This window comes from Pseudomonas sp. B3G-3 (assembly GCF_028640915.1).
GTDB lineage: Bacteria > Pseudomonadota > Gammaproteobacteria > Pseudomonadales > Pseudomonadaceae > Aquipseudomonas > Aquipseudomonas chlororaphis_I.
The window spans coordinates 23,014-41,007 of record NZ_JAQZAB010000100.1 but is presented as its reverse complement, the minus strand read 5'-3'; the positions used below and the strand labels follow the sequence as shown (position 1 = coordinate 41,007).

Below are 17,994 nucleotides of genomic sequence, written 5' to 3'. Positions count from 1 at the left end.
TCTCCTGTCGGTCTGTTATGAGCCTTGCAGCACCCGGGCACCTTGCGCCAGATAAGCCTGCATCTCGGTGTCCGGGACCATGCTGCCGCCCGTGGCCCAGACCAGGTGAGTGGCCCGGGTGTACGCCTCGGCGCTCATGCCGCTGCGCCGCAGGTACTGCTCGCGCTGCGCCTGCACGCGGGCGATGCCCGGGACACCGGCCACCGCCGAGGGCTCCAGGTGCAGCTGTTGGTGCTTGGCCATCAGCCAGACCAGGGCATGCAGTTCGTCGTCGCTGACCGTGTAGTAACCCTCGATCAGCCGCTGCATGGCGCGGCCGACAAACCCCGAGGCGCGGCCGACGGCCAGGCCGTCGGCGGCGGTGAGGTTGTCGATGCCGAAGTCCTGCACCGACACCTCGTCATGCAGCCCGGTGTGCACCCCGAGCAGCATGCACGGCGAATGGGTGGGCTCGGCAAATATACAGTGAACGGCGTCGCCGAACGCCAGCTTCAAGCCGAACGCCACGCCGCCAGGGCCACCACCGACACCGCAGGGCAGGTAGACGAACAGCGGATGCTGGGCATCGACCCGGACCCCGGCCTGTTGCAGTTGCCGGCTCAGGCGCTCGGCGGCCACGGCGTAGCCGAGGAACAGGTCGGTGGAGTTCTCGTCATCGACGAAATGGCAGGCCGGATCGGCGCTGGCCTGCTGGCGCCCCTGGGCCACGGCGATGCTGTAGTCGCTTTCGTACTCCATGACATTCACCCCGTGGGCGCGCAGCTTGTCCTTCTTCCATTGGCGGGCGTCGGCGGACATGTGCACCGTGACCTGGAACCCCAGCCGGGCGCCCATCAGGCCGATGGACAAGCCCAGGTTGCCGGTGGAACCCACGGCGATCCGGTAGCGGCTGAAGAGCGCCCGGGCCTCGGGCGAGTCGAGCACGCTGTAGTCCTGGTCCAGGCGCAGCAGGCCGGCCTCCAGGGCCAGGTGTTCGGCGTGCTTGAGTACTTCATAGATACCGCCGCGCGCCTTGATCGACCCGGAGATCGGCAGGTGGCTGTCCTGCTTGATCCACAGCGCGCCGGGCAGGGCTTGGCCGTAACGAGCAGCCAGTACCGTCTGCAAGGCCGGCAGCGGCTGGATCGGCGATTCGAGAATGCCGTTGTTGGCCAGGGTCTCGGGAAAGGCCACGCGAAAATACGCGGCGAAACGCTCGAGGCGCTCGCTGGCATCGGCCACGTCGGCGGTGCTCAGCGCCAGGTCGCTCAGGCCATCGGCCAGGGGCGCGCGGGTGGGGGTGAACCAGGTGGTTTCGCGCAACGCCATCAGCTCTTCGAGCAGCGGGTAGCGGCGGGTCCAGGTAGCGAGTGGCTGGCCTGCGATCATGGGGATGACTCCTGTGACAAAGGTTTTAAATGAAATGAGCGAGGCTCAGGGTCAGCAGCAGGGCCACCACTGAGGCCAGGACCGTGGCGCTGGTGAAGGTCTTGAGCGCGTCGGCCAGCGACACTCCGAGGTACTCCTTGACCACCCAGAAGGCCGAGTCGGTGACGTGGGTCCAGCCGATGGCCCCGGCGCCGATGGCGACCACGATGATCTCCTTGCTGTAGCCGGAGTCGACGCCCAGGGTCGGCAGCACGATGGCGGCGGCGCTCATCATGGCCACGGTCGCCGAACCCACCGCGAAGTGCATCAGCCCCGCCACCAGCCAGGCCAGCACCACCGGGTTGATCTCCAGCCGGGTCAGAGAATCGGCCAGCACCTTGCCCACGCCGCTGTCGATCAGGATGCCGTTGAAGGCGCCGCCGGCACCGATGATCAGCAGGATGCTGGCCAGCGGCGGCAGGCTTTTCTGGGTGTGCCCCAGCAGGTCCAACATCGACAGGCCACGACGCAGGCCCAGGGACCAGTAGGCGAAGACCACGGCGATCACCAGCGCCACCAGCGGGTTGCCGAAGAACGACAGCAGCACGGACAGGGTCGAGCCGGCGGGCAGGGCGCTGGCGAAGGTCTTGCCGATCATCAGCAGCAGCGGTAGCAAAATGGTCAGCAGGGTCAGCCAGAAGCCCGGCAGCACGCGTTCGCCACGGGCCTCGCAACGCTCCTCGAGGAAGGCTGCTTGCCAGGGTTCGGCCTGGCGGCGCGCCACCAGGCGGATCCACAGCGGCCCGGCGATCATGGCGGTGGGCAGGCCGACGATCAGGCCGTAGAGGATCACCTTGCCGACGTCGGCCCCCAGCAAGTGGGTAATGGCCATGGCCGCGGGGTGGGGCGGCAGCATGCAGTGCACGCACATCAGCGACACCGCCAGCGGCACGCCGAGGTACAGCAGGTTGAGCCGGGTTTCCTTGGCCACCACGTACACCAGCGGAATCAGCAGGATATAGCCGACCTCGAAGAACACCGGGATACCGGCGATGAACCCCACCAGCATCATCACCCAGGGCGCGCGCTGCTCGCCCAGGGTGTTGAGCAGGGTCTGGGCGATGCGTTCGGCACCCCCCGATTCCTCGAGCATCTTGCCCAGGATGCTGCCCAGCCCGATGATCGCGGCGAGAAACCCCAGGGTATCGCCCAGGCCCTTCTGGAAGGATTCGAGCATGGCATTCAAGGGCATCCCCGAGCCCACTCCGACCAGGCCGCAGGCGGCGATCAGCGCCAGAAAGGCATGCACCCTGAACCTGACAATCAACACCACGATCATCACGATCGCGGCCAACAACACCCACAGCAACGCGCCACTGCTTTGCATCGGCCAACCCTCTTATTGATTTTGTGACGGGGTCCGTCAAAGGACTTCGCGGGGCGAGAGTTAACTATCGGGCGCGCGGGGCTGACAAAAGATCATTGGTCAGCAGATGGGTGATGCTGGGTCAGGCGTGGGCACGGGTGTGGGAATGGGAGGGGCATGGCCGATCTGTCCGGCCGTGGAAGCCCGGGTCACGGACGCGACCCGGTCGAGGGTTGTGAATCAGCCGGCGGTGCTTTCCGGCAATTTGGCGATGACCTTGATCTCGAAGTCGAAGCCATACAGCCAGGTCACGCCCACGGCGGTCAGCGTCGGGTGCGGTGCTTTCCCCCAGAACTCCGGCACCACCTTCCAGATGGTTTCGAAGCGGGTTTCGGGATCGACGATAAACACGGTGACGTCGACCACATCGTCGAAGGAGCTGCCGGCGGCCGCCAGGATCGCGTTGAGGTTGGTGAACGCGAGGCGCACCTGGGCCTCGAGGTCCGGTTCGGGCGAGCCATCGGCGGTGCTGCCGACCTGGCCCGAAACGAACAGGAAGCCATTGGCGCGGATCGCCGGCGAGTAGCGGTTGCGCTGGTAAAGCGCCTGGCGTCCGGGCGGAAAAACCACGTCGCGCTGAGTCATGTGTTGCCTCCATCGATAAGGGTCGAAGCCGACCTGGAATGAACGATGAAGCTGACTCTAGGCACTTGCGCCTGGCCGATAAACGAGCAACCGTAGCCATCACTGTTTGTGGAATCCAAACAATCCAATGGTTAGCCGGGGTGGAAATGGACCGTTTTGATGCGATGCAGGCCTTTGCCCGGGTGGTGGAGGCGGGCAGCTTCACCAAGGCCGCCGACACGCTGCACATGAGCAAGACCAGCGTGACGCAACTGGTGCAGCAGTTGGAGGCACGCTTGCGGGTCAAGTTGCTCAACCGCACCACGCGCCGGGTCCACCTGACGGCCGACGGCGCGGTGTATTACGAGCGCGTGGTGCGCCTGCTGGCCGACCTCGACGATGCCGAAACCAGCCTGTCCAGCGCCTCGGCGCTGCCCAGGGGGCGTTTGCGGGTGGATGTGCCCAGCCGAGCATGATCCTGGTGCCGGCGCTGCCCGGGTTCCACGCCCGCTACCCGGACATCCAGATTGACCTGGGTGTCAGCGACCGCATCGTCGATGTGCTTGGCGAGAATGTGGATTGCGTGGTGCGCGGCGGCGAGTTGACGGACCAGTCGCTGATGGCGCGGCGGATCGGCGATCTCCAGTTGGGCGTGTATGCGGCGCCCAGCTACCTGGAGCGTCTCGGCATACCCGCGCATCCGCGCGAGCTGGAGGATTCCTTGCATCGCATCGTCGGTTTTCTCTGGGCGCGCACCGGCAAGGCCTTGCCCTATGCCATGCGCAACCACAACGAAAGTCTGCAGATCAAGGGCCGCTACGTGCTGGCGGTCGACGATGGCAATGCCTACCTCGCCGCCGGCCTGGCGGGCCTGGGCGTGCTATGGCTGCCGGACTACATGGCCAGGGCGCACCAGGAACGAGGCGAACTGGTGCGTCTGTTCGAGGACTGGCAGCTCGATCCGATGCCGATCTACGTGGCGTTCCCGCCCAACCGGCATATCAGCATCAAGCTGCGGGTGTTTATCGACTGGGTCGCCGAGCTGATGGCCCGGCACGCGCCGGTCGCCAGCCGAGTGGGGGTGTGAGGCGGTCGGCTCTATAAATTTCTGCCGGCCCCCCGAAACCCGCCGGAGCAGCTTTACTTGTCCAGGCAAGTCGCGCCTGTAGATGGCCGTTCGGCCGCCGCATTCTGCCCGGGACCGGCATTGCGAGAAGGACACGGAGTGTCGTTCAACCCCGTACACAACCCTTGTCGCCCCCCTGACATGAACGCCTGCTGGAGCAGTCGTTTGCTGGCCAGTACCTCACCGCAGTCTGGTCGCGCCCGCGCCATCGCCGCCCGGGCGCCGCCTCTTTAAAGGAGTAAAGAAATGACTCAGTACGACAAACAGCTCAACAACCCCAAACAGCCTTCGCGGCAGGCGCGCCTGGAAAGCACCGGCGCCGAGCGCCTCACGCTGGCCAACGCCGGACCGATCCAGATGGGCTTCTGGGTGCCCAACCGGGTATGGGCCACGGCCAGGTTCCTGGTGCCGCTGCGCAACCTGATCGCCGAGAAGAAAAAGGCCGGCACCCTGACCCCGATGCGCAAGGAAATCATCGAGTTCAAGACCTGGGTTACCCACAACAGCGTGTACCGCATGTGGATCAACTCGATGATCGAACAGTCGAACGACTACGTGGCGACCCTGGACGAGGCGACCAAGGAGCAGATCAAGGACTCGGACGGCGATGCGCTGTGGATCGCCGGCTATGACAGCTTCTTCGAGATCCTCAACGAGATCATCAGCACCTCATCGTCGTTCAACGCCACGGCCCAGGTCGGCACGCCGATGAACGCCTTCCTGGCGGTGTCGATGGGCACCGAGGCGGGCGTCGCGCTGTTCCATGACACGACCTTCAACCAGCAGTTCAAGAAGGTGCTCAACGCCTGGAACAGCTTCCTCAAGAGCAGCGCGTCCCTCGACAAGCTGGATATCAACGACCCGGAAAAAGAAGGCTCGTGGATCTCCAAGGCGGCCCACGAGGCCGGGGTCTGGACGCAGATGGAGCATGATCCGAACCTGCCCGGCTACGGCTTCGATTCCTGGAATGCGTTCTTCATCCGCAAGTTCGTGCCCGGTGCGCGGCCGTTTCAGGGCAACGCGCTCACCCAGGTCAATATCGGCTGCGAGACCACGCCCTGGCAGTACGAAAACAACGTGGCGTTCGAGACCGAATTCTGGATCAAGGACGTCAATTATTCGCTGCTCGACCTGTTCGGCGGCCAGGAGCAGTGGGCCGCTCCGTTCCAGGGTGGGCAGGCGTACCAGGGCTTCCTCTCGGCGACCCACTATCACCGCTGGAACGCGCCGCTCGACGGCAAGCTGGTGCGCTCCTGGGTACAGCCGGGCACCTATTTCGCCCAGCGTCCGGCCCAGGGCGAAGGCGAGGGCACCTGGGAGGGCACCGAGTCGCAGCCGTACCTGGGGCATGTCGCCGCCCGGGCGATCTTTGTCTTTGAGCACCCGACCTGCGGGTATGTCGCGCTGATCTGCATCGGCATGGTCGAGGTCTCGACCTGCGTGATCGAACCCCAGTTCATCGTCGACCAAGGCGCCGCCCCGGTGAACATCACCCGCGGCACTGAGATCGGGCATTTCGAGTTCGGCGGTTCGACCCACATGATGATCTTCCAGAAGGACCGGGTGCAGCTGGAAGCCTGGGCGCTGAATGCGGTGCAGCACCAGAACGATCCGCAACCGACGCCCCTGGGCACGGTGATCGCCACGGCGTTGCTGAAGGAGTGAGCCGCTGAGTACCAACGACGGCGCGCTCGCGCCGTCGTCTTTAAATGCTGTCAGCCGTTGGCCTAAACCAGGTATTTGCGAAACCACGCCAGCGTCCGGTCCCAGGCCAGGGTGGCGGCTGCCTCGTCGTAGCGCGGGGTCGAGTCGTTGTGAAAACCGTGGTTCACCCCGGGATAGATATAAGCCTCGTAAGTCTTGCCCGCGGCTTTCAGCGCCTGCTCGTAGGCCGGCCAGCCTTCGTTGATGCGCGTGTCCAGTTCGGCGTAGTGCAGCAGCAGTGGCGCCTGGATTCGTTTGACGTCCGCGCTGTCCGGCTGGCGCCCATAGAAGGGCACGGCCGCCGCCAGTTCGGGATAGGCCACGGCCGCGGCATTGGCCACCCCGCCGCCATAGCAGAAGCCGGTGATGCCGACCTTGCCGGTGCTGGCGTCGTGCTCGAGCAGCCATTCGATGGCGGCGAAAAAGTCGTTCATCAGCTTTTCCGGATTGACCTTCTGTTGCAGTTCGCGGCCCTTGTCGTCGTTGCCCGGGTAGCCGCCGACCGACGTCAGGCCGTCGGGGGCCAGGGCGATGAAACCGGCCTTGGCCAGGCGCCGCGCGACGTCCTCGATATAGGGGTTGAGCCCGCGGTTTTCATGGGCCACCACCACCGCCGGCAACTTGCCTTCGGCATTTGCCGGGCGCACCAGGTAACCCCGGACCTGTTCGTGGCCCTTGGGCGAGGGGTAGGTGATGTATTCGGCGACGATCTGCGGGTCGGTGAACGACACCTGTTCGGCCAGGGCGTAGTTCGGCGTCAGGGCGGCGAGGGTGGCGCTGGCGGTCAGCCCGACCAGGGTGAAGGCCGCCGCCCGGTCGAGGAACTCGCGGCGGCTGATCTTGCCGTGGGCGTAGTAGTCGTAGAGTTCGAGCAACTCGGGGGCGAAGTCTTTGGCACTGAGACGTTCCATCGCGCGCTACCTCTTCAATCATGGGGGACGTCCTGGTGCCGCACGGCCTGTGGGGCGGGACAGGTTCGACCTGGGATTGAATCAGTAAAGCAAGCCTGGGCCCCGGCAGCCAATGCGCAGGGTGAGCGTTGTGTTTGGGCAGGGTCTTGGCTAATCTCGCATAAACACGCAAAAACAGGCATAACCATGCAAAACCAGCATTCAGTCGCCGAGCTGCCCCATGTGCGCCGGCAGAAGATCCTGTTGCTGCTCGAGCGCGACGGCAAGGTCATGGCCTCCGAGCTTGGCCAGCATTTCGCGGTCTCGGAGGACACCATCCGCCGCGACCTGGCGGAACTGGCCGATGCCGGGCTGCTGCAGCGGGTGCATGGCGGCGCGCTGCCACGACCCAAGGACACCGGCAAGGATGTGTTCACCCGCCTGGGCGAAAGCAGCGAGGTCAAGCGCCACCTGGCCAGGCTCGGCGCGCAGCGGGTGCAGGAAGGGCAGATCGTGATGTTCGACTCGGGCTCGACCACGCTGCTGATCGCCCAGTCCCTGCCTGCCGATATCGGCATCACCGCGGTCACCGCTTCGCCGCTGATCGCCATCGCCCTGGCCGAATACCCGCGCAGCCAGGTGATCCTCGCCGGCGGCCGGCTCAACCCGGCGACCCTGTCCGCCGGCGGCCATGAGGCGGTACGCCTGATCCAGGGCATCCGCGCCGATCTGCTGTTCACCGGAGTGTGCGCGATTCATCCGGAAGTCGGCATCACCTCGCTGCACTTCGACGAGGTGCCGGTGAAACAGGCCCTGCTCGACAGCGCATCCCAGGTGGTCGCGGTGACCACCGCCGACAAGCTCGGCGCGGTGGAACCCTTTGCCGTGGCGCCGTGCAATCGCCTGCATACGCTGATCACCGAGCAGCACCTGGCCTCGGGCAGCATCGAGGACTACCGGCGCCTGGGCATCGAGGTGGTGCAGGCGCCGGTGTGACGGCGGCGTGAGGTGCCGGGCTTTACGGCCTGGCATCCGCGCATTCATCACGACGCGGCCCAGGCCTGGGGCGGTGGATTGCGAGTGCGGACTTACGGCAAGTCAGACCTGAGATGCTGCGCGCTTATTCGGCCCGGCGGAACACCAGGGCCTTCAGGCCGCTTTCGATATCGGTATCGGGAAACTCCGGCGGGTTGTCCAGCCGTTGCTCGAAGCGCAGTCCCGGGGCTTCGCGGGTAACGCCGTCGATCAGGAAGTCCGAGGCGACGGCCGGGTCGTTCATACAGGCCAGCACGCAGCCGTCGGCGGTGAGCAATTCCGGCAGGCGCCGCAGTACCCGGGCGTAGTCCTTGGTCAGCAGGAAACTGCCTTTCTGGAACGAAGGCGGGTCGATGATCACCAGGTCGTAGGGGCCGGCGTTCTTCACCTTGCTCCAGGACTTGAACAGGTCGTGGCCGAGAAAGGTCACCTGGCTCAGGTCGTGGCTATTGAGCCGGTGATTGTCGCGGCCGCGGCTCAGGGCCGGGCGCGACATGTCGAGGTTGACCACATGGGTCGCGCCGCCTTCGATGGCCGCCACCGAGAAGCCGCAGGTGTAGGCGAACAGGTTCAGCACGCGCTTGCCCCGGGCATTGGCGCGCACCCAGTTGCGACCGTAGCGCATGTCGAGAAACAGGCCGTTGTTCTGCTTCTTGCCCAGGTCCACCCGATACCGCAGGCCTTCCTCGACCAGGGTCCATTCCTCGATAGGTTCGCCCACCAGCCAGTCCACCGGGCTTTGCAGCTGATAGCGGTGTTGCAGCAGCAGGGTATGGGCGCCACAGGCCTGCCACTGCGGCGAGGTGCTGATCGCCAGCAGCGACTGCTTGAGCGCCTCCAGCTGTTCCGGCTCCGGCTCCTTGAACAGCGCCACCAGCACCACGCCCTGCAGCCAGTCGACGGTCAATTGCTCCAGCCCCGGCCAGCAACGACCGCGGCCATGGAACAGGCGCCGGGTTTCCGCGGGAGCGGACGCCAGGGCTGTCAGCAGGTGATGGTGCAGGATGGAGAGGGCTTCGGAGTTCATCGAAGGAGGGCCGACAATAAAAGGGTGGGCATTTTAAACACAACTGACCGTGATGACTTACAAAACCAATGTCTACCCGATTTTAAAGAGATGTTTAACGACGAATCTTCAGAATTGTCCTAACTACCAACTGCCGCCCTTCAGGGTAACGTCCAGCCGCCAACTGCAACTATTCGCCTCCTCCCGGAGGCTTTTTTATGGGTAATGCGGAAGCGGACACGGATGAGCGGCTATGTACCCAACGCCCCGAAGGGCTATCGCGATAGAGGCGTGGAGCCTGTCGATCTCGGTGAACAACGCTGGGCCGAATACAAGGACCTGCCAGCCAAGCCAGAGGCAAAGCCTGGTCCTGTTGGCTGTGTCTTCGCCAAGTCCTGCACCTTGCCCAATGGGGTGATAAACCATAGCAACCCCAGTGGTTTTGTGCCCGTCGAGTTGCTGAAGCAATACGGTACTTATGCGGTGCTGGGCACCGGCCCAGTGATATCCGCAGGCGGTACTCCACTGCAATGGGTGGGTGGTTCGGGGAGTGCTTGGGGGCTGGTAGCTCGTCTTGGTGGCACCTTGGCCTTGGCGGGTTCCGCCGCTGTGGGTTTCGCGGCATTACTGCTGCCTGACGATACGTCGGCTGACAGTGCGTTCTATACCTCCGAGCAATACGCGCAGTTGAACCAAGGGAACACCCGTGTACGGGTCAACGTAAAACACCTGCCGGATGGTTCTGTGAGTGTTTACGGGTTCTATACCGGGACCAAGTCAGAGTGGCAGAAGGTGCCTGTCATCGAAGCGAAGAGCCTTGGCGATCAACTGGTAGCGGATTTGGGGAACGGAACTGAGCTCATATGGACTCCGGCAGCCGATCCAAACGCCGTGCTAGGCATCCCCACGCTGGAAGGCGCCTCGTTGAAGCCCGGGGCCTGGGTTTTTCCACCCACTGAGCAGGCCGATAAGATATTGGTCAATCCAGTGCATCCGCCCGACTACCAAGATGCAATCATCTGGTTTCCGAACACCGGTATCCAGCCGATTTACATCTCGCTAATCCTGCCAGGAGATCACAGCTACTACCCCAAACCTAAAAGCTTCCCTGCATTCCCTGGCCTCAAGCTGGCGAGACCTAAGACTCGGAAAAAGGGTGGCGGCTTACGTGACCGCTGGAAAGATAAAGACGGCACACTCTATGAGTGGGACTCTCAGCATGGGGCATTGGAGAAATACAACAAGCGCGGGAAACATCTAGGTGAGTTCGACCCGATAACGGGGCGGCAAACCAAGCCGGCAGACAGATCCAGGGAAATTGAACCATGAAGTACGAACTGAAATTCGAGATATACGGCATACCTCCAGATGGCGATGAAGCGGTATTCGAGATGGAGTTACCAACGCTCACCACAGAATGCCTGATGCCTGTGATGGGCTGGCAGAGCGAGGCGGAGGCCGTGAGCAGCTATTTTCTAACCCCCGAACAAACTGATGCAATAGAGCATCTCGCGGCGATCACTCTGCCAAAAGACCTGGACTTGTTCCTTAGCTGTCATGGCTGAGCCACGAAGAAGCTTGGCGGCACCCTGCAGCATTTAACTTTGGGAGTTCCCGAGGGTGAGGACAGGTTCTTGATGTTCAACAAATGCCACGTGGGGAACGCGGCAAGTCAGTGGCCTGCACCCGTGCCGATGGCCGGGTGCCATGTCGAGCGGGGCTACCGATCAGGTGTGGAACAGGGCGATGGCAAAGGAAACCACGATCATGCAGGCGACTGCAAAATTGATATTCATGACGTACTTGTCCGACGGTATTGAAGGTGGCGCCATTCTGAAGGCATCGGCGGAAAATAAAAAATCCGCTTTCATGATTTGAATGATCGACGGCAGTGATGATTGGCGGCGTCGTGCCCGACAGGCCGTAAAACGGGGAGCGAGTGGATATCTGCGCGAAGCTGATTATTCAGGCTTCGCGCAATCCAATGAGATCGTCGAGGGCCTGCCTCCAGTTCGCCATGCCATGGCTGTTCAGTTCTGCTGGACGATCTGGATAAGGTTGCCGCAGGTGTCGTCGAAGACCGCCAGGGTCACCGGGCCGGCGACCGTCGGTGGCCGGGTGAACTGCACACCCAGGGCACTCAACCGGGCATATTCGGCATGCACATCCTCGACCCCGAAGAAGGTGAAGGGAATGCCATCGCGTTTCAGCGCCGAGGTGAACGGCTTGGCGGCCGGGTGGGCGTCGGGCTCCAGCAGCAACTCGACGCCGTCGGGGTCGCCGGGTGAGGTCAGCGTCAGCCAGCGATGCTCGCCCATGGCGATGTCGTGCTTGAGCTGAAAACCCAGCACATCCCGGTAGAAGGCCAGGGCCTTGGCCTGGTCGTCGACGACCACGCTGGTGATCACGATCTTCATGGGTTGGTTCTTCGTATTGATGCGCGAATGGCCAGCAGGATATCGAGGGCCTGTCGGCGATAAATGCCTGGCAGGGATAATAGTCGGGCGGCAGCGTCGCCCGCGCCCTGGAGTGTTACAGGCTGCCACCGGGCGAGGAGGGAAGGCCGGGTTTTCCAGCCGATTCCCGCACGACCCGGCGCCGGGGCTGTAAACTGGCGCGCCAAAGCCGTTGCCCAGCAAGGCGCCGGCCATCCTTTATGACCCCCGAACAAGAGAGCCCCATGGCCAACCACGATATCGACTTCATTCCCGATCCCGACGCGGACTCCATCTCCTCCGACGTTGCCGGTTTCGCTGGCATCCTGGTTTCCACCCAGATTCCCACCCGCGCCGACGGCAGCCTGGAACTGGGCGGCATCACCGCGCAGAGCGAGTGCACCCTGCAGGCACTCAAGGTGGCGCTGGAAAAGGCCGGCAGTTCCATGGACCGGGTTATGCACCTGACCATCTACCTCACCGACATGGCCGACCGCGCCGCGTTCAACGAGGTCTACCAGCGCTTCTTCGCCAAGCCCTGGCCGGTGCGCGCCGCCGTTGGCGTGGCGTCCCTGGCGGTCGAAGGCATGCGCGTGGAAGTCACCGCGATGGCGGCCAAGGCCTGAGTTCCAGCCTTTGGCCGGTGGCGCCGCTCGGCGAGTGCGCGCCATCGGGCAGTACACGGGTGCCGGTCAGGCGTTTCACCGCTACAATGCGCGCCTCGACCGTGACAAGCCTGACTAAAAAAATATGTCCTTGCCCAAGCATCACCTGGAATTGCTCAGCCCTGCCCGCGATGTAGCCATCGCCCGCGAGGCCATCCTGCATGGCGCCGACGCCGTGTACATCGGCGGCCCGAGCTTCGGCGCGCGCCACAACGCCTGCAACGAGGTGAGTGAAATCGCCGAGCTGGTGGAGTTCGCCCGGCGCTACCATGCGCGGATTTTCACCACCCTCAACACCATCCTCCACGACAACGAGCTGGAGCCGGCGCGCAAGCTGATCCACCAGCTGTACGACGCCGGCGTCGATGCGTTGATCGTCCAGGACCTGGGCGTGATGGAGCTGGACATTCCGCCGATCGAGCTGCACGCCAGCACCCAGACCGACATCCGCACCCTGGCGCGGGCCAAGTTCCTCGACCAGGCCGGTTTCTCGCAACTGGTCCTGGCCCGCGAGCTGAACTTGCAGGAAATCCGCGCCATCGCCGACGAAACCGACGCGGCGATCGAGTTCTTCATCCACGGCGCGCTGTGCGTGGCCTTCTCTGGCCAGTGCAACATTTCCCACGCGCAGACCGGCCGCAGCGCCAACCGTGGCGACTGCTCCCAGGCCTGCCGCCTGCCGTACACCCTCAAGGATGAAAAGGGCGGCGTGATCGCCTACGAGAAGCACCTGCTGTCGATGAAGGACAACAACCAGAGCGCCAACATCCGCGCCCTGGTGGAAGCCGGCGTGCGCTCGTTCAAGATCGAAGGGCGCTACAAGGACATGGGCTATGTGAAGAACATCACCGCCTACTACCGCCAGCGCCTGGACGACGTGCTCGAAGACCGTATCGACCTGGCCCGCGCCTCCAGCGGCCGCACCGCGCATTTCTTCCTGCCCGATCCGGAAAAGACCTTCCACCGCGGCAGCACCGATTATTTCGTCACCGATCGCAAGATCGACATCGGCGCCTTCGACTCGCCGACCTTCACCGGCCTGCCGGTGGGCGTGGTGGAGAAAGTCGCCAAGCGCGACCTGCAAGTGGTGACCCATGAGCCGCTGTCCAACGGTGACGGCCTCAACGTGCTGGTCAAGCGCGAAGTGGTGGGGTTCCGCGCCAACATCGCCGAACCCAAGGGCGAATTCGAAGAGGACGGCGAGAAACGCTATCGCTATCGCGTCGAGCCCAACGAGATGCCGGAAGGCCTTTACAAGCTGCGGCCGAACCACCCGCTGAACCGCAACCTCGATCACAACTGGCAACAGGCCCTGCAGAAGACTTCCGCCGAACGTCGCGTGGCCCTGAGCTGGGTCGCGCGCCTGTGTGAAGAACAGCTGGAAGTGACCGCGACCAGTGAAGAGGGGATCAGCGCCAGCGTGACCCTGAACGGCCCGTTCGGCGTCGCCAACAAGCCGGAACAGGCGCTGGAGCAACTGCAGGACCTGCTCGGCCAGCTCGGTACCACGCAGTACCACGCCATCGACATCAAGCTCGATGCGCCGCAGGCTTACTTCATCCCCAACTCGCAGCTCAAGGCGCTGCGCCGGGAAGTGATCGAAGCCTTGACCGCCGCGCGGATCGCCGCCCACCCGCGTGGCAGCCGCAAGGCCGAGACCACGCCGCCACCGGTGTACCCGGAATCGCACCTGTCGTTCCTGGCCAACGTCTACAACCAGAAGGCCCGCGACTTCTATCACCGCCATGGCGTGAAGCTGATCGATGCGGCCTACGAGGCCCACGAAGAGGCCGGCGAAGTGCCGGTGATGATCACCAAGCACTGCCTGCGTTTCTCCTTCAACCTGTGCCCGAAACAGGCCAAGGGTGTGACCGGCGTGCGTACCAAGGTGGCGCCGATGCAGCTGATTCACGGTGACGAAGTGCTGACCCTGAAGTTCGACTGCAAGCCGTGCGAGATGCACATCATCGGCAAGATGAAAGGCCACATCCTCAACATGCCGCAACCGGGCAGCGTGGTCGGCCATATCAGCCCCGAAGACCTGCTCAAGACCATCCCCCGCGCTCCGCACTGAGTGAGTGGGCGGGCGCGTCGCTCGCTCACTCGGTCAAACGCTGGCTGTCGCGCATCAACGCCATTGTCGACCTGGGTCGGCAATGGCGTTGTTGTCTCAGCGACCTGCCTCAACGCGCCGGGTTTTCTTCTGCGCGCAGTTGCACGCTCATGTCATCGCAGCTTTGCGACCAGTCTTTCAGCCACTGTGGCAACTCGGGCGACAGCTCCAGGCCCAGTTCATGGACGAACTCACCGGGGGCGATCGTGCCTTTGGCCGAGCGGAACAGCCCGCGCATCACCACCACGCCGGTGACCCGGCCCTTGCTGACGAAGCGGTGTTCCATAAAGCTCCATTTCTCGTCCCAGCCGAGGATCCGGCTGTGGACCTCGAAGGCTTCGAACAGCTTCAGTTCACGGCGGAACTTGCCCCACACATCACCGACGATCGGCACCGCCCTGTGGCGCAGGGCCACGCGGTAGGCACCGCTGCGCAGGACGAAATCCATGCGCCCGAGGTCGGCCAGGGTGAAGTAGCGGCCGTTGGTGACGTGCAGGTTGAGGTCGAGGTCGAGCGGCCAGACGCGCATGCGCACGACCGTGGTGGCCAGGCCTTCGACCGGCTTGCGCCACGGACGACGAAACAGCATGAGCAGCATGCGGAACCAGAGATTCATGAATACACCGATGATTGAAAGGATGGCCGCACTTTAGGCAAGGGGGATCGGCTAAGCTAGGTGCGCAAATGACTTTTTTCATGCGAAAAGCGCAACGGAATCCACAATGCACGTCACCTTGCTCCTGGCCGATCACTGTTCCGCCGCCAGCGCCACCCTGGCCCTGGAAGTGCTGAGCGCCGCCAACCTGTTCGCCGACACCGCCAACGCGCCGTTCGAGGTGGTGGTCGCCTCGCTGGATGGCGCCGATATCAGCGCCTGGGGCGGGCAAGCGCTGCGGGTGCAGCAGTCCGTGGCCGAGATCGCCCACACCGACCTGGTGCTGATCCCCGGTTTTCTCTTCACCTTGAAGGAGGCCTTGCCGGCATTTGCCGGCTATGGGCCCTGGCTGCGACAACAGCACGCCCGGGGCGCGGTGCTGGCCTCGATGTGCACGGCCACCTTCCTGCTGGCCGAAGCCGGCCTGCTGAAGGGCGCCCGCGTCACCACCCACTGGGCTTTCGCCGAGCTGTTCCGGCGGCGTTATGCCGGGGTCGAGCTGGACGAGGGGCAGCTTCTCTGCGAGGACCGGGGCCTGATCACCAGCGGCGGCGCGAGCGCCGCCATGGACTTGCTGCTGCACCTGGTGCGGCGCTTCGCTTCCCTGGAGCTGGCGCAGAAATGCGGCAAGTACCTGCTGATCGACAAGGTGCGCAGCGAGCAGTCGGTGTATGTCATGTGGTCATTGCCCAAGAGCCATGGGGATGGCGAGATCCTGCGGGTGCAGGACTGGCTGGAGGAACACTTCGACCAGCCGCTGCTGATCGACGACACGGCCCGGCGCTTCGGCTTCGGCGTGAGGAACTTCAAGCGGCGCTTCAAGGAGGCCACCGGCTACACGCCGCTGGCCTATCTGCAGACCCTGCGCCTGGAAAAGGCCAAGGAGCTGCTGGAGTCCACGCGCATGACCCTGGACAGCATCACCTACAAGGTGGGCTACGAAGACAGCAACTCGTTTCGCCGGCTGTTCCAGCAACGGGTCGGCCTGCTGCCGGCGGCTTACCGCAAGAAGTTCCAGGCCGCCGGCTGAGTGCCGGCGCTGCTTGGCGAAATGCCCCGCGGCCAGCACAATTCCCTGCGTCAGCGATTCGCGCCGGTCAGTGGCTCGAGTCTCATCCTCCACGGGTTTCGCCATGCCGGTACTGCACGACCAATATCAACCCCAGGACCCGGACCGGATCGACCGGCCGCTGTATGCGCTGCGGATCTCCATGCAGGCCACGCGCTGGGAGCGGCCCTGGCACAGCCATCGCAAGGCGCAGCTGCTGTTCCCGCTGGCCGGGGTGATTACCTGCGAGACCGATGAAGGCCTGTGGATGGCACCGCCGCACTGCGCGGTGTGGATTCCCGGGGATATGCGGCACAACGTGCGGGGCCTGGAGCGGACCGAGAGTTACTGCCTGTTCGTCGAACCGGAACAGGTCCGCGGCCTGCCCGGGGCCTGTTGCACCCTGGCGGTTTCGCCGTTGTTGCAGGCGTTGCTCAAGCGGTGCGTGGAGGTGCCCGAGCTCTATGACCTCGACGGCCCGCAGGGGCGCTTGATGGCGGTGGCCCTGGATGAACTGGCCGCCGCGCCCCAGGAACAGATCCACCTGCCCATGCCCCGACACCCACAGCTGCGCGCCATGGCCGCGTCGATCATCGAGCAGCCGGCCGAGCGTCGCAGCCTGGGTGGCTGGGGCGAGCAGATCGGCATGAGCGAACGCAACCTGAGCCGGCTGATCCTGGCCGAGACCGGCCGGAGTTTCGGCCAGTGGCAACGCCAGTTGCACATCCTGCTGGGGATCAAGCGCTTGGCCCGGGGCGAGTCGGTGGAGAGCGTGGCGCTGGGCCTGGGGTATGAAAGCGCCAGTGCCTTTATCCGCATGTTCAAGAAGGCCGTGGGCCAGCCGCCGGCGCGTTTCCTCGCCGAGCGCAGAATGCTGCTGGGCGACCATTCGGCGGTCCGGGACGTGGAATCTTCATTTGGCTGAATCGGTCAATCGCTTGTCCAGATTGACTGATGCAGACAAGGTTTCCTTTGCAGATGATAGGTATTCTTGTTTGTCTCTTGTCGAGGAAGCCTTATGAACATCGACCATCGTCAGTTTCCCCTGGTCTGGATGCACTACCGCGGCGCGGCCGGCCAGACCGATCCTTTCAGCCAGCTCGACCAGTTGCTGCAACGCCAGAAGCCCTTTGTGCTGGTGACCGCCGACGCGCCTGGGGAACAACCGCAGCCGGGCGAAGACGCACAGGCCAGCCTCAAGCAGGCCTCCTTGTGGATGAAGCGCAACAAGGAGGCGATCCGCCGCTGGATCCGGGCCAGTATCGTCATCGCCCCCGACGGCGCGACCCAGGCCCGGGTGGAAGCCTTCGCCGACACCTACCGCAAGTTCTGGGGTTACCCCCTGCTGCACTGCGCTTCGAAGGAGGCTGCCGTGACCATGGTCGACCAGTTGCTGGGGCAAAAGCGGATCAATGGCCATAACTGGTGAGCCAACCCCTTCCTCTGTAGGAGCGAGCTTGCTCGCGATGAACGATAACGCAGTGGATCAGGTACTCCGCGGCACGGCCATCGCGAGCAAGCTCGCTCCTACAAGGCCTTGCTCATAAAGACCCGGCTGCTGCCTTCGGGGTCGCAGGGGATTTCGCCGAAGCGTTGCCAGCCGTGTTTTTCGTAGAAGGACGGCGCCTGGAAGCTCAGGGTGTAGAGCACGGCCGAGCGGCAGCCGCGGCGCCGGCCTTCGTCTTCGCACGCCTGCAGCAGTCGGGCGCCGAGGCCCGCGCCGCGCAGGCTGTCGGGCAGGTAGAACAGGTCGATGAACAACAGGCCCAGGGAGGTGCGGCCGCTGATGCCGCCCAGGACCTGGCCGGTCTCCGGATCCTTGAGTTCCACGGCCAGGGGCTGCCGGTCGTGGTAGCCGGTCATCTGCTCATTGAAGGTGGCGAGGCCGTTGCCGAGCAGGGTTTCGAAGCTGCTGTCGAGGGTGTCGCTGATGACGATCGAGGGGCTGGCCGTGACGGCGGGTTTCATAGGGGGCATTCC

Annotated in this window: 18 protein-coding genes and 1 pseudogene; 11 read left to right on the top strand and 8 right to left on the bottom strand. The window is 64.0% G+C overall.

Annotation, left to right across the window (positions count from 1 at the left end; genetic code table 11):
* Positions 1-15: 15 nt before the first annotated feature.
* The 3 genes from PVZ80_RS13040 to PVZ80_RS13030 form a co-directional block, all read right to left on the bottom strand.
* A complete protein-coding gene (locus PVZ80_RS13040) occupies positions 16-1,368 on the bottom strand; it encodes a D-serine ammonia-lyase (RefSeq protein WP_273864017.1) in 1,353 nt (450 codons plus the stop codon).
* 25 nt (positions 1,369-1,393) lie between these two features.
* On the bottom strand, positions 1,394-2,734 hold the full coding sequence (locus tag PVZ80_RS13035; protein WP_273864016.1) for a GntT/GntP/DsdX family permease: 1,341 nt from the start codon (positions 2,732-2,734) through the stop codon (positions 1,394-1,396).
* Positions 2,735-2,953: 219 nt separating this feature from the next.
* Positions 2,954-3,358, bottom strand: coding sequence for a RidA family protein (locus PVZ80_RS13030; RefSeq protein WP_016702849.1), 405 nt, complete (start codon positions 3,356-3,358; stop codon positions 2,954-2,956).
* 146 nt (positions 3,359-3,504) lie between these two features.
* Here PVZ80_RS13030 and PVZ80_RS13025 point away from each other — a divergent pair.
* Positions 3,505-4,424 (top strand): annotated as a pseudogene (locus tag PVZ80_RS13025) (LysR substrate-binding domain-containing protein).
* Positions 4,425-4,709: 285 nt separating this feature from the next.
* A complete protein-coding gene (locus PVZ80_RS13020; protein WP_053268714.1) occupies positions 4,710-6,128 on the top strand; it encodes a phosphatidylserine decarboxylase family protein in 1,419 nt (472 codons plus the stop codon).
* Positions 6,129-6,190: 62 nt separating this feature from the next.
* Here the strand turns inward: PVZ80_RS13020 and yghX are convergent, their stop codons facing one another.
* Positions 6,191-7,078 (bottom strand): YghX family hydrolase, encoded by an 888-nt coding sequence (yghX, locus tag PVZ80_RS13015; RefSeq protein WP_257374240.1) that lies wholly within the window; start codon positions 7,076-7,078, stop codon positions 6,191-6,193.
* 186 nt (positions 7,079-7,264) lie between these two features.
* On the opposite strand from yghX, the gene PVZ80_RS13010 reads away from it, so the two are divergent.
* Positions 7,265-8,053 carry a DeoR/GlpR family DNA-binding transcription regulator gene (locus PVZ80_RS13010; protein ID WP_124354836.1) on the top strand — a complete coding sequence of 263 codons (789 nt, stop codon included), beginning with the start codon at positions 7,265-7,267 and terminating at the stop codon, positions 8,051-8,053.
* Positions 8,054-8,177: 124 nt separating this feature from the next.
* Here the strand turns inward: PVZ80_RS13010 and PVZ80_RS13005 are convergent, their stop codons facing one another.
* Positions 8,178-9,119, bottom strand: coding sequence for a class I SAM-dependent methyltransferase (locus PVZ80_RS13005; protein ID WP_273864015.1), 942 nt, complete (start codon positions 9,117-9,119; stop codon positions 8,178-8,180).
* 222 nt (positions 9,120-9,341) lie between these two features.
* On the opposite strand from PVZ80_RS13005, the gene PVZ80_RS13000 reads away from it, so the two are divergent.
* The 3 genes from PVZ80_RS13000 to PVZ80_RS12990 all read left to right on the top strand — a co-directional run bounded on the left by PVZ80_RS13000 (position 9,342) and on the right by PVZ80_RS12990 (position 10,976).
* Complete coding sequence (locus PVZ80_RS13000; RefSeq protein WP_273829122.1) at positions 9,342-10,427, top strand: colicin E3/pyocin S6 family cytotoxin; 1,086 nt, start codon at positions 9,342-9,344, stop codon at positions 10,425-10,427.
* Complete coding sequence (locus tag PVZ80_RS12995; protein ID WP_051673129.1) at positions 10,424-10,663, top strand: pyocin S6 family toxin immunity protein; 240 nt, start codon at positions 10,424-10,426, stop codon at positions 10,661-10,663. Before PVZ80_RS13000 ends, PVZ80_RS12995 begins: the two co-directional genes overlap by 4 nt.
* 181 nt (positions 10,664-10,844) lie before the next feature.
* Complete coding sequence (locus PVZ80_RS12990) at positions 10,845-10,976, top strand: hypothetical protein (RefSeq protein WP_016702842.1); 132 nt, start codon at positions 10,845-10,847, stop codon at positions 10,974-10,976.
* 152 nt (positions 10,977-11,128) lie between these two features.
* Here the strand turns inward: PVZ80_RS12990 and PVZ80_RS12985 are convergent, their stop codons facing one another.
* Positions 11,129-11,515 carry a VOC family protein gene (locus PVZ80_RS12985; RefSeq protein WP_038580070.1) on the bottom strand — a complete coding sequence of 129 codons (387 nt, stop codon included), beginning with the start codon at positions 11,513-11,515 and terminating at the stop codon, positions 11,129-11,131.
* 263 nt (positions 11,516-11,778) lie between these two features.
* Here PVZ80_RS12985 and PVZ80_RS12980 point away from each other — a divergent pair, with 263 nt between their 5' ends.
* Both PVZ80_RS12980 and PVZ80_RS12975 read left to right on the top strand, forming a co-directional pair.
* Positions 11,779-12,159 carry a RidA family protein gene (locus PVZ80_RS12980; RefSeq protein ID WP_101282178.1) on the top strand — a complete coding sequence of 127 codons (381 nt, stop codon included), beginning with the start codon at positions 11,779-11,781 and terminating at the stop codon, positions 12,157-12,159.
* Between the two features lie 124 nt (positions 12,160-12,283).
* On the top strand, positions 12,284-14,272 hold the full coding sequence (locus PVZ80_RS12975; RefSeq protein WP_273829123.1) for a peptidase U32 family protein: 1,989 nt from the start codon (positions 12,284-12,286) through the stop codon (positions 14,270-14,272).
* Between the two features lie 109 nt (positions 14,273-14,381).
* On the opposite strand, the gene PVZ80_RS12970 is transcribed toward PVZ80_RS12975, so the two are convergent.
* The gene (locus PVZ80_RS12970; protein WP_038631562.1) at positions 14,382-14,927 is read right to left on the bottom strand and encodes a thioesterase family protein; all 546 of its coding nucleotides are present in this window, start codon (positions 14,925-14,927) and stop codon (positions 14,382-14,384) included.
* 106 nt (positions 14,928-15,033) lie between these two features.
* Here PVZ80_RS12970 and PVZ80_RS12965 point away from each other — a divergent pair, with 106 nt between their 5' ends.
* From PVZ80_RS12965 to PVZ80_RS12955, 3 genes are all read left to right on the top strand, one after another.
* Complete coding sequence (locus PVZ80_RS12965) at positions 15,034-15,996, top strand: GlxA family transcriptional regulator (protein WP_016702837.1); 963 nt, start codon at positions 15,034-15,036, stop codon at positions 15,994-15,996.
* Positions 15,997-16,099: 103 nt separating this feature from the next.
* Positions 16,100-16,939 carry an AraC family transcriptional regulator gene (locus PVZ80_RS12960; protein WP_273864014.1) on the top strand — a complete coding sequence of 280 codons (840 nt, stop codon included), beginning with the start codon at positions 16,100-16,102 and terminating at the stop codon, positions 16,937-16,939.
* Between the two features lie 93 nt (positions 16,940-17,032).
* The gene (locus tag PVZ80_RS12955) at positions 17,033-17,443 is read left to right on the top strand and encodes a hypothetical protein (protein WP_016702835.1); all 411 of its coding nucleotides are present in this window, start codon (positions 17,033-17,035) and stop codon (positions 17,441-17,443) included.
* A 98-nt stretch (positions 17,444-17,541) separates the two neighbouring features.
* Here PVZ80_RS12955 and PVZ80_RS12950 read toward each other — a convergent pair whose 3' ends face one another.
* Positions 17,542-17,982 (bottom strand): GNAT family N-acetyltransferase, encoded by a 441-nt coding sequence (locus tag PVZ80_RS12950; protein WP_273864013.1) that lies wholly within the window; start codon positions 17,980-17,982, stop codon positions 17,542-17,544.
* Between the last annotated feature and the right edge of the window lie 12 nt (positions 17,983-17,994).